Origin of the sequence: Bacillus sp. SG-1, from assembly GCF_000181495.1 — a bacterium.
Lineage (GTDB): Bacteria > Bacillota > Bacilli > Bacillales > Bacillaceae_B > Rossellomorea.
In genome coordinates this window covers 1-10,931 of the sequence record NZ_ABCF01000081.1, presented here as the reverse complement: position 1 = coordinate 10,931, position 10,931 = coordinate 1, and the positions used below count along the sequence as shown (strand labels likewise).

Annotated in this window: 8 protein-coding genes and 1 pseudogene; 4 read left to right on the top strand and 5 right to left on the bottom strand. The window is 41.8% G+C overall.

Annotated features, from left to right (window positions below; translation table 11 throughout):
• The 3 genes and pseudogenes from BSG1_RS17295 to BSG1_RS17285 all read left to right on the top strand — a co-directional run.
• A pseudogene (locus BSG1_RS17295) lies at positions 1-243 on the top strand (CoA-disulfide reductase); the annotation flags it as partial.
• Positions 244-310: 67 nt separating this feature from the next.
• A complete protein-coding gene (locus tag BSG1_RS17290; protein ID WP_006838474.1) occupies positions 311-1,171 on the top strand; it encodes an SDR family oxidoreductase in 861 nt (286 codons plus the stop codon).
• 131 nt (positions 1,172-1,302) lie between these two features.
• Entirely contained in the window at positions 1,303-2,199 is an 897-nt protein-coding gene (locus tag BSG1_RS17285; RefSeq protein WP_006838473.1) for a nuclease-related domain-containing protein, read from the top strand.
• A gap of 973 nt (positions 2,200-3,172) precedes the next feature.
• Here the strand turns inward: BSG1_RS17285 and BSG1_RS17280 are convergent.
• Positions 3,173-4,213, bottom strand: coding sequence for a LacI family DNA-binding transcriptional regulator (locus tag BSG1_RS17280; protein WP_006838472.1), 1,041 nt, complete (start codon positions 4,211-4,213; stop codon positions 3,173-3,175).
• A 110-nt stretch (positions 4,214-4,323) separates the two neighbouring features.
• The gene (locus tag BSG1_RS17275; protein WP_006838471.1) at positions 4,324-5,760 is read right to left on the bottom strand and encodes an alpha-amylase family glycosyl hydrolase; all 1,437 of its coding nucleotides are present in this window, start codon (positions 5,758-5,760) and stop codon (positions 4,324-4,326) included.
• Positions 5,761-5,900: 140 nt separating this feature from the next.
• Between BSG1_RS17275 and BSG1_RS20575 the strand changes: the two genes are divergently transcribed.
• A protein-coding gene (locus BSG1_RS20575) for an IS3-like element ISBsp2 family transposase (RefSeq protein ID WP_156791420.1) occupies positions 5,901-7,270 on the top strand; the annotation gives its coding sequence in 2 pieces (ribosomal slippage) (positions 5,901-6,312 and positions 6,312-7,270; 1,371 coding nt in all).
• A 105-nt stretch (positions 7,271-7,375) separates the two neighbouring features.
• On the opposite strand, the gene BSG1_RS17260 is transcribed toward BSG1_RS20575, so the two are convergent.
• From BSG1_RS17260 to BSG1_RS17250, 3 genes are all read right to left on the bottom strand, one after another.
• Entirely contained in the window at positions 7,376-8,218 is an 843-nt protein-coding gene (locus BSG1_RS17260) for a sugar ABC transporter permease (protein WP_006838470.1), read from the bottom strand.
• Between the two features lies 1 nt (position 8,219).
• Positions 8,220-9,512: a carbohydrate ABC transporter permease gene (locus BSG1_RS17255; protein WP_044023098.1), complete on the bottom strand. Its 1,293-nt coding sequence runs from the start codon at positions 9,510-9,512 to the stop codon at positions 8,220-8,222.
• A gap of 168 nt (positions 9,513-9,680) precedes the next feature.
• The coding region (locus BSG1_RS17250; protein WP_442852166.1) for an extracellular solute-binding protein at positions 9,681-10,931 on the bottom strand (1,251 nt) is incomplete at its 5' end.

Sequence of the window (10,931 nt, the reverse complement as noted above, 5' to 3'; positions counted from 1 at the left end):
GTTAAAATCAAGGTTCATTTCCACGGAGATACCGGGGAAATATTGGGAGCCCAAATTATCGGCGGAGAAGGTGTTGATAAAAGGATCGATGTTATCGCAGCTTCCATTAACGGAAATATCACTGCAGACCGGCTGCAGGAAATTGAAACAGCCTACTCCCCGCCTTATTCATCACCCAAAGACCTGTTGAACATTATCGGGTATAAAGCAGAGAACCTGTTAAAAGATAAGTCTGTTGATTAAATAAAAGATTTGCGGGTAAAGATAATCTGAAAATATGGATCCAAAAACAAAGGAGGAGTGAAGTTTTATGTCTCAAAATAACAACAACTTCCCGCCGCAGCATCAGGACCATCAGCCAGGAACTGAAAAGGAAATGCATCCACAGCCGAAATACATGGATGATAATTATAAAGGAAGCGGTAAGCTCGACGGTAAGGTCGCCCTCATTACAGGAGGAGACAGCGGTATCGGTAAAGCCGTCGCCCTTTATTTTGCCAAAGAAGGTGCTGATATCGCGATTGCGTACCTTGAAGAAGACCAAGATGCCCAGGAAACGAAGAACCTTATCGAAAAAGAAGGAAGAACCTGCTTACTATTTGCGGGGGACCTTGGAAGTTCTTCATACAGTGCCGAAGTAGTCAAAAAAACGGTTGACCATTACGGAAAACTCGATATTCTGGTTAATAACGCAGCAGAGCAGCATCCGCAAACAAGCCTGCTGGACATCACGGATGAACAACTGGAAAAGACATTCCGTACAAATGTATTCTCTTTTTTCTATCTGACAAAAGCAGCCTTGCCGCACCTAAAAAGCGGAAGCTCCATAATCAATACTACATCAGTAACCGCTTATGCCGGAAACGACCAGCTGCTTGATTATTCATCAACCAAAGGAGCCATCGTTTCCTTCACGAGATCCCTTTCCCAGTCGCTGGCTTCCAAGAACATCAGGGTCAACGGTGTCGCTCCTGGACCAATATGGACACCATTAATTCCATCTACCTTCCCTGAAGATAAAGTAGCCAAGTTCGGGGCTGATACACCGCTCGGCCGCGCTGGACAGCCGTATGAACTGGCACCTGCTTACGTATATCTGGCGAGCGATGATTCACAATACACAACCGGCCAGGTCATCCACGTAAATGGCGGGAAGATTGTGAATGGGTAGGAAATTTCTGGCTGTCTAGTATCAGTGCAGAAAGCCAAAAATGAAACAGTCCTCTTTTCGGGGACTGTTTTTTTAATGATCCATTGGAATTTTATGGTATGATGTTAAAAAAGGAGTGATGTCTATTGACTATGAAAGAACGCTTAGAATCTAATGAACTAAGGGTTTATCGATCTTTAAATTCCCGGAAAGATTTATGTGCTAAAGAGAAACACCATTATGCTGGTTTGGAGAAGGGTTTTGCGGGGGAAAAACTCTTTGATGAATGGCTTCAGCCGGTGCTGGGAGATAGGATATTACTGCCGGATATGCAGTTTATGCCTAGCAGCACCTATATTCAAATTGATACCATTCTTCTAACCTCTAAGCCAATCTATTTATTTGAGGTCAAAAACTTTGAAGGAGACCATATTTTTGAAGAAGGCAACCTTATTAGAACCGACGGCACAGATACCAAAAATCCAATTCTTCAATTAAAACGAAATGAACCAGTACTTCGTAGTATATTGAAAAACCTTGGTTACAATACCCCAATCCATTCCATCGCTGTCTTTGTCAATCCACGGTTCCACCTCTATAGCGCCCCTGTTGACCTGCCTATTATCTATCCCAATCAATTAGAACGGTTTATAGCAAAACTGGAAAAGACCCCTTCTTTTCTAAAAAGAACTCATACTGACCTTGCTAAGAAACTAATTTCTAAGACAATATCCGACAACCCTTACGCTCAGATTCCTGACTATCAATATAACGAGCTTAGGAAGGGAATCGTTTGTCCTGGTTGTGGAGCGTTTTATAATGCTTATTCCAAAATCTTAAATTGTCAGTATTGTAATCACCAAGAAGATTCACATTCCGCAGTTTTAAGAAGTTTAGAAGAATTTAAGTTGTTATTTCCTAATAGTAAATTAACTGTGTCACAGGCTGTTGAATGGTGCGGTATTATAAAGGATAGAAAGACAGTCCAACGTTTCCTTTCCAAGAACTTTAAATTAGTTAATTCAGGCCGGAGTTCTTACTATGAGTAACAATTATATTTGATAGTCAGTAGTATGCTTTTTGGTTGATTTAATTTGTTAATTTACTTGCGTTGCAGGAAACCCTATCTATTGGCCCGTTTAGATTCACTGCGGGCCATAATTTATTTGGTTTTATACTCATCTGTCCAGTTTGTTTATTTATGACCCAACATCACTCTGGTTTCCCCTTCTCATTAGATCGTTTAAATTCTTTTCGACCCATCATCCTTCTGGTTGGATCGTTTAGCTTCTTTTCGACCCTACATCCACTCGCTTTCCCCTTCTCATTGGATCGTTTAGCTTCTTTTCGACCCTAGATCCCTTCGATTTACTCTTCTCATTGGTTTGTTTAGACTTTTCTCTGACCAACATCCCTCTGATTTCCCCTTCTGATTGGATCGTTTAGCTTCTTTTCGACCCTACACCCCTTCGATTTACTCTTCTCATTGGTTTGTTTAGACTCTTCTCTGACCAACATCCCTCTGATTTACTCTTCTCGTTGGATCGTTTAGCTTCTTTTCGATCCTACATCCACTCGGTTTCCCCTTCTCATTGGGTCGTTTAGCTTCTTTTCGACCCTACATCCACTCGGTTTCCCCTTCTCATTGGATCGTTTAGCTTCTTTTCGACCCTACATCCACCCGGTTTCCCCTTCTCATTGGATCGTTTAGCTTCTTTTCGACCCAACATCCACTCGGTTTCCCCATCTCATTGGATCGTTTAGCTTCTTTTCGACCCAACACCCCTTCGATTTACTCTTCTCATTGGTTTGTTTAGACTTTTCTCAGACCAACATCCATCTGATTTACTCTCCTCACTAACCCGTTTAGACTCTTTTTGAACCATCTTCCCTTGGATTCATTTATCTCAATTAAGGGCCAACATAAACTCCAGAGCTTTTACCCCTTAGAAGTTGGCCTGGTTCCCGCCTTGTTCATCACCATCCCAAACACAAAAAAAGCCAGCCATAACGGCTGACTTTTTAACTATTATTATCTGTATTGATCTTCAGATCAGTGGAAGACCGCTCTACAATTTTATGAGGAATTGTTATTCGTTTGACCGGTTCTCTGGGATCTTCGATTTTCTGAATTAAATTTCTGGTTGCTTGATAGCCCAAGTCAAAAATATTTATATCGACCGAGGTCAGGGGTGGACGGGACATTTCAGCAAGCAGAACATTATTGAAGCTGATGATGGAAATGTCTTCGGGCACCCTGATTCCCATTTCGTTTAGAGTATTCAAAACCCCTAGGGACATCAAGTCGTCTGCGACCACCAGGGCAGTCGGAGGGTTTTCGAGGGTCATCAATTCCTTTACGGCTTCCTGACCGCCCTCTCTCAGAAATTCTTCATGTACGATATATTCATCTCTTAACGGGATTCCTGCATTTCTCAAAGATTTCTCATAGCCGAGCAGACGTTCCACAGTCACGACGAGGTTCAAATCCCCGCCCACAAATGCAATGCGGTCATGACCGGCTTTCAAAAGGTAATCTGTTACTTCTTTTGTAGCTCTGAAGTTATCATTATCAACATGGGTAATTTCATCTGCATGCTTGAAGGGCTTTCCGATCACTACGAACGGAAAGTCCCTTTCTTTCAGGTAGATCATAACGTTGTCTTCCACTTTGGAATAGAGAAGGACAATTCCGTCTACTCTGCCCCCTTGCACCATTTGAACAATTCCCTCATATATTTCTTCTTCACTCTGTCCTGTAGTCATTTGCAAAGCGTATTGTTTTTCGTGAGCCCCTTCGCTTAACCCGCGGAGAACAGTCGGAAAAAACGGGTTCTGAAAAAATGTATCAGCCGACCCGGGCAATACCAGTCCCAGCACGCGTGTCGATTGGTTCGCCAAACTTCTGGCAATGAAGTTTGGATGGTAGCCAAGCTGCTTCATTGCTTCCCGGACCTTTTGTTTGGTACTTTCACTAATGCGGGAATTGTTGGCTATCACCCTGGAAACTGTCGATGGAGCAACATTAGCCAGCTTTGCCACATCTTTTATTGTTACAGCCATATCTTCCTCCCCTTCCCCTAAACCATCCTCTTAGTTGTATTCCCAACATTGTTGCATCGAGAAATTTGTCCATTCATCCAAAGTTCGTCTCTCAAACAACAAATTAATTATTACTCACTCTTTCGCTTTTTCCGGCCTTTTTTCCAAACGTAATAAATGAATATCAGGAAAATCGTATATACTGCAGCCATTGCCCCAATAAATCCATAGTTCAAACCACTTTTGGGTGAAAGGATATAGATTTCAGCCTTTTCTCTGTCGAGGATAATATCGTAGGTATCCCCGTCAGCACGGACAAGATCTTCTCCAAGGAGCCCCCTAAGCTCCATGTCTTCAGGCAGCTGGGGTGAGGTCAATTTCACACTTTGTGATTTGCTTGTATTATTGATCGCTACAACTATCGTTTCGTTTTCATCTTCCCGTTTATAGACCGCCATACCGTCCTCTTCGTAAAGAAGCTCCATGCTGCCTCTTGTAAGAGCAGGATGTGTCTTTCTAATCTCACCCAGTTTAGTGATGTATTGGATTAATTCTTGATCTGTTCTGAAATTCATCAACTTTCGGTTATCCGGATCTTCTCCGCCGCTTAAAGCAATTTCTGATCCGTAGTAAAGGATCGGCAGCCCAGGGACTGTATACATATACGCCAATGGCAGTTTCCAGCGTGTTCCCGGAAATTGATTATTCTGAGTAACTAAATTCGTAAATCGTACCATATCATGGTTATCGATGAATGTTCCCATCAAGTATGGGTTTTCAAAGAATGTCTGATTGTATTGCCAAAAATTAAACAGCCTGTCCATATCAACATCCGGTTGCTGGAAGACATGACGCATTTCCTGGGCCTGTGGAAAATCAGCAAATCCATCGATGCCGACTCCCTCATATTTGGCTATATTGCGAGGGTCGTAATCAAATACTTCACCTAATAAATAGAAGTTTTCTTTTTCAGATTTAACTGCTTCAGAAAAATCTGCCCAAAAATCCTGGGGAACGTGTCTGACGGTATCCAGACGATATCCGTCAATACCGGTTTCCGTGATCCACCAGCGAGCGGCATCTAGAAGGTATTCTCTCACTTCCTGATTTTCTGTGTTTAAATCAGGAAGGTCGTACAGCCACGCATTTTGCAGACTTTCGTCATTATTCATGTTCATTGGTTGTTTTTCATGGAACCAGTCTGCCTTTTCAGGATCATTCAGCCATTCATGGTCCGGGCCAACGTGATTGACGATGAAGTCCAACACGATTTTCATATCCCGTTCATGGGCTTCATCTACAAGTTCCTTGAATTTCTCGATTGAACCGAAATGTTCATCTGTGTTATAGAAGTCTTTGATCCAGTAACCGTGGTAGCCTTTTTCCTGATTATCAAAGACAGGAGTAAGCCAGATGGTTGTAAAACCCATATCTTTTATATAATCAAGCTTATCAATGATCCCTTGGAAGTCTCCACCGTGATAGGCTTTGGGGTCATCCCTGTCCACCTCATAGTCATTGGACAGGTCTCCATTATTAAATCTGTCGACCATCAAAAAATAAATCATTTCGTCTTGCCAGGTACGTTCTTCTTTTTCAGCAGCTCCTGCAGGGAGGGCGTAAAAAAGAAGAAACGGGATTAGAATTAAAATGTACCCTATAGAGTAGACACTTAAAAAAGTCTACCTATAGGGTATTTTTTTGTATAATGACAAATAGACAACTAGTAGAAATCGGGGAAAACACCATGAGTAAAAAAACATTCACAGAGAAAGAAATCAAACAATTATCCATTAATCCTTTTGTGAAAGCTGTAAGTGCTAAGGGAATTACCTACACAGATGAATTTAAACGCCAATTTATCGCTGAGAAAGAGAAAGGCAAATTCTCTAGACAGATCTTTGAAGAGGCTGGATTTGATACAGATATAATTGGTATGGCACGTATTCATGCCGCTAGTAAGAGATGGAGTGCTGCTTATAAAAGAAACGGAGTTTTAGGGCTCAATGACACAAGGAAAGGCAATTCCGGGAGACCTAGAGAACGGGAGTTATCCCTTGAGGATAAGAATGCTCGACTAGAAGCTCAAATTAACCTCCTTAAGGCGGAAAATGAACTTCTAAAAAAGATTCGATTCGCGGAAAGGGGGCTAAAGAAGTAGTCCTCTCCCCAAGTCAAAAGTTCATTCTCATCCGTTCCGTAATAGAGAAATATAAGCTCAAAAAAATGGTGAGATTCCTTTGTGGGGTCGCAGGAGTTTCCAGAAGTGCTTATTATAAATACTACTCTCCCGAGTCCCAAGAGCGTAGAAAACAACGGGAAGCAAGGGATGAGGAACTGAAAGAAATCATCTTAAAAGCATTCCGTCATAAGAATCGCAAGAAAGGGGCGCGTCAAATCAAAATGACTTTGGCGGGTCAATTTAAGATTGTCTTTAACTTGAAAAGAATTCGAAGAATCATGAAGAAGTATAACATCGTTTGTCCCTTCCGGAGGGCGAATCCATATAGGCGTCTAATGAAGGCCACCCAGGAACATTCAGTGGTCCCTAACCTACTGGAGCGCCAATTCAATCAGGGTAAACCCGGGAAAGTGCTATTAACAGACATCACCTACTTGAGCTATGGAAAAAGTTCAAGAGCTTATTTATCTATGATATTGGATGGTTCCAGTGGTGAAGCTCTTGCTTACCATGTGTCTGACAGAATGACTATGGAATTAGCCACAGATACCATCAAAAAACTAAAGAAAAACAAAAGGTTTAAAAAACATAAAGACTCACTCATCCATTCAGATCAAGGGGTTCACTATACCCATCCCCAATTTCAGAAAATGGTTAAAAAACTTGGAATCCGCCAATCAATGTCCCGAAGGGGAAACTGTTGGGACAACGCTCCCATTGAATCGTTCTTTGGCCACCTGAAAGATGAAACCTCTATTAAAACCTGTCTGACATTAGAGGATGTACAAAAGGAAATCAAGCAATACATGAATTACTATAACCACCATAGATACCAATGGAATCGAAAAAAGATGACCCCTGTACAATACAGAGATCATCTTTTAAAAGTAGCTTAGGCTTTTTTAAAATGTCCTTTACAAAGGGTACACTTTAAATAAGAGATAGTACTCTTTTTTTCATCTCCGCTCCTCCTTAAATTTAATAAGTTTACGCCTTTAAGATTATCCTTTTGTCCCCCCGGCCGTCAATCCGGAAACGAAGTACTTCTGGAAATAAAGGAACAGTACTGCGATCGGTATGGCGATTAATACAGATCCCGCAGCGAAGGTTGTAAATTCCGCACCAAATTGTTTCGCAACCATGTCATATAAGGCTACCGGAAGCGTATATTTGTCTTCCGATCTCAACAGGATGCTGGCAATGATAAAGTCAGCAAACGGTGCAATGAAAGAAAACAGTGCGACCACTGCTATGATTGGCTTAGCCAGAGGCATGACAATCTGGAAGAATATCCTGAAGTGACCTGCTCCGTCCATTTTTGCGGATTCATCAAGTTCCTTCGGGATTGTATCAAGATATCCCTTCATTAACCAGGTGTTCATTGGAATCTGACCCCCAACATAGACAAGGATCAATCCAAGGTGAGTATCCAGCAAATCTGTTACCAGTGCTAAAACGAAAATGGCAATTAAAGCAGCAAAGTTAGGAATCATTTGCAGAATCAGGAATGTCATCAATCCATTTTTTCTCCCTACAAAACGGTAGCGGGAGAAAGCATAGGCAGTCAGGCTGACCATCAATACCGTAAGGGTCATTGTCGATAAGCTGACTTTCAATGAGTTCCAATACCATATCAGGTAATCACTCTGCCCTAAATCGAATAGTTCTTTGTAGTGTGCCAACGTTGCATTCTTCGGAATGATACTTGATCCCGATAAGCTTTGCCCCGGATTAAAGGAAGAACCGACAATCCAGGCGACAGGATACAAAATGACGGCAAACATAATGGCAATGACTATATACGATAATGTCAATCTGATGAGTTTCTGTTTTTTTATATTCATATTACATCATATCCTCTTCTTGGAATGATTTTGTTCTCTTGAACTGCCATACCGCTACTGTAATAACAAAAATAGACAGAAGTAATGTGATAGCAGCCGCTTTAGAATATTGTGCAGATGTCATCGTCAAGCTGTAAATCCATGAAATAAGGATATCCGTTCCACCTGCGTTCTGCCCTGTTAATGCAGGACCTCCGCCGTTAAATAAATAGATAACATTGAAGTTATTGAAGTTGAACGTATATTGAGTAATCAAAATTGGCGCAGTAGCGAACAGTACCAGCGGAAGCGTAATGTTCTTAAACTTCTGCATGCTGGATGCTCCATCCACCGTTGCAGCTTCATAAAGCTCCTCAGGAATTGATTGGAGGACACCTGTCGTCATCGCAAAGATAAACGGGAATCCGAGCCATGTTTGTATGAAAATCAAAGCAATTCTTGTATACAGTGCCTCCGTCATCCACGGAAGATCACCGATTCCAAAGAAGGCAAGAATATCTCGGTTGATGGTTCCAAATGACTCGTTGAACATTCCTGCAAAAATTAAGATGGAGACGAATGCAGGGATTGCCCAAGGTAAAATAAAAACAGTCCGGATAATTGCTTTACCTTTCAAATCTTTTTGATTGACCAGTATTGCCAGGAAAATACCGAGCGCCACTTGCGTTGTTGTCGCTCCGAATGTCCAAACCAGCGTCCAAGCCAGAACAGAGAAGAAAGTACTTCTCCAAATGTCGATTTGGAAAATATCAATAAAGTTTTGGATACCGATCCAATCCACCAATTTTGCAGGTGGTGAATGATATAGATCATAGTTTGTAAAAGCAAGCAGAACTACGAAGATAATCGGGAAAATAACCACGAACACTAGTAAAAGGAAACCAGGGGACATAATTAAGTATGGGAACCCATTGTCAACCAGGTTGCGGTATTGTTCTCTTATGGTGCTCAGCTTTTCACCGCGGTCTCTTTTTTCTCCATTTTTAAAAGCGTCATAGAGATTAAAGGCATAAAAACCTAAACCGAATAAAATGATGATGATTGCCAGAATACCGTATACCATCAGGAAGATGGAGTGGTCATAGTATGGTGCACCTGTATCTTCCCCCAGGGTCATGATTCCCCAAAGGCCGTAATCTATTAAATCACGGAATACGAAGATAAAGGCAGCGGCCATTATAAGAAAGAATCCGCCCTTAAGTTTTTGATTGTTGTAGAACTGACCCAAGCCGGGTATCAAGGAAAGGGCAAGCGCTGTTTTTCGATGTTTTGTTTGATAGGAATTTTCAGCCATCCTAAATTCCCCCTTCTTCTCTTTATATTTTTATAAGCTTCAGGAGCTTCATCAAGAAAGGCGCTCCCTTTCTTCATGAAGATCCTGAATTATTTTCTCTATTCAGGAATCTTGCTATACAGGAATATAGAAGACTGACCCGGCTAGGAGTCAGTCCCATCTATTTTTTTAGTTTGAATGGTTCGCTTCAATGTTTTGTTCGATTTGGTTTACAGCTGAATCAAGAGCAGCTTTCGGCTCCTGTTTGCCAGTAACGACTGTTTGCAGAGCATCTGCCATTGGTCCCCAAACCTCTCCCATTTCAGGAATATTCGGCATTGGAACCGCATATTGAGATTGCTCAGCAACCGCTTTAGCTCCTGGATTTTCAGCAATTACCGGATCATCGACAAGTGCAACATTAGTTGGAACTTCTTGTGTTTGTTCAAAGCGAAGTTTCGCATATTCATCTTGAGTAATGAACTCAATGAACTTCTGTGCCCATTCCTGGTTCTTGGAATAGCCGGATACGTGCCAGCCTTTAACACCCATGAATGTTTTCATCGGCTCACCATTTGGCAGCTTAGGCATAGCAGAGATTCCGATATCAATTCCTGCATCTTTATATCCTTGGAAAGCCCAAGGTCCGTTCATAACAGAAGCAACTTTACCTTCATTGAATAATCCGTCTAATGCAGCGCCGCCATTTTCACCGACGATACCTTTAGGGAATAGTCCTTCTTCATACCATTTTTGGATATATTCAGCACCTTCAACAGCACCGTCATTGTTCAAACCAAGATCTGCCGGGTTTAATGCACCGTCATTCTCAGCGAAAACATATCCACCCATTCCTCCGATAGGAGCATGAGCAAAGTAGTAGTTATCCCAAAGTGCAAGGAAACCATAGTTTCCGTCTTTAGTGAAATCAGTAGAGAACTCATATACTTCATCCATTGTAGCCGGAGCTTCTTCCATTAACTCTTTGTTGTAGATAAATACTGGAGTTTCTGAAGATTTCGGAAGACCGTATAGCGTTCCTTCATAAGATTGTGCCAAAATAGAAGATTCTGAGAAGCGGTCAACAAGATCCTGTTCCGCATTTAGTTCTGCGATATGACCTGCAAGAGCCATTTCCCCGATTTGGTCATGTGGCAAAGTCAGAACGTCTGGGCCTGTCCCAGCCGGACCATCCAAACGAAGCTGTTCTTTCATTTTTGTAGCCATTTCTACTTCTTTGACTTCAACCTCGATGCCGTATTCTTCAGTGAACTTGGCACCTACTTCATCTAACCAGCCTGATTTCTTGTCATCTTCCCAAATTACAAGCTTTTCCGGTTTGTTCGCATCATCTGTTGTATTTTCTTTGTCGCCTTGGTTATTGTTTCCTGCTCCCTCTTCACGATTAGGTCCGAAGGCAGCCAATGCGCTTAAAACCAG

Excerpts from the sequence above, each read along its gene's own strand:
- BSG1_RS17260 (WP_006838470.1), bottom strand. The coding sequence starts at position 8,218 with ATGAATATAAAAAAACAGAAACTCATCAGATTGACATTATCGTATATA.
- BSG1_RS17255 (WP_044023098.1), bottom strand. The coding sequence starts at position 9,512 with ATGGCTGAAAATTCCTATCAAACAAAACATCGAAAAACAGCGCTTGCC.
- BSG1_RS17285 (WP_006838473.1), top strand. The coding sequence starts at position 1,303 with ATGAAAGAACGCTTAGAATCTAATGAACTAAGGGTTTATCGATCTTTA.
- BSG1_RS17275 (WP_006838471.1), bottom strand. The coding sequence starts at position 5,760 with ATGATTTATTTTTTGATGGTCGACAGATTTAATAATGGAGACCTGTCC.
- BSG1_RS17280 (WP_006838472.1), bottom strand. The coding sequence starts at position 4,213 with ATGGCTGTAACAATAAAAGATGTGGCAAAGCTGGCTAATGTTGCTCCA.
- BSG1_RS17290 (WP_006838474.1), top strand. The coding sequence starts at position 311 with ATGTCTCAAAATAACAACAACTTCCCGCCGCAGCATCAGGACCATCAG.